Raw genomic sequence first — 216 nt, 5'->3', positions numbered from 1 at the left:
GCTCTTTTGTTTTTCTTATTTTTGTCAGTGCGACTCTGTGCCTCTGTGTTGAGAGGTCTTGACGTTGATTTTGATCTTGTTTTTAGTTTGTATTTTCCGTTTGCGCAAAAGCAAAACCCCCACTCAATTGCTTGAATGGGGGTATGCGGAATAAAAGCCTGACGATAACCTACTTTCACACTGGTTGCAGCACTATCATTGGCGCGTAATCGTTTC

Annotated in this window: 1 protein-coding gene; it reads right to left on the bottom strand. The window is 42.1% G+C overall.

Going from position 1 to position 216, the window contains the following annotated elements; translation table 11 throughout:
• A partial coding sequence (locus tag ACO0LC_RS29390; RefSeq protein ID WP_423009827.1) for a hypothetical protein occupies positions 1-216 on the bottom strand: 216 nt, incomplete at both ends.

The organism is Undibacterium sp. JH2W, assembly GCF_049340425.1.
Lineage (GTDB): Bacteria > Pseudomonadota > Gammaproteobacteria > Burkholderiales > Burkholderiaceae_D > Undibacterium.
This window is presented reverse-complemented; position numbering and strand designations above follow the sequence as displayed.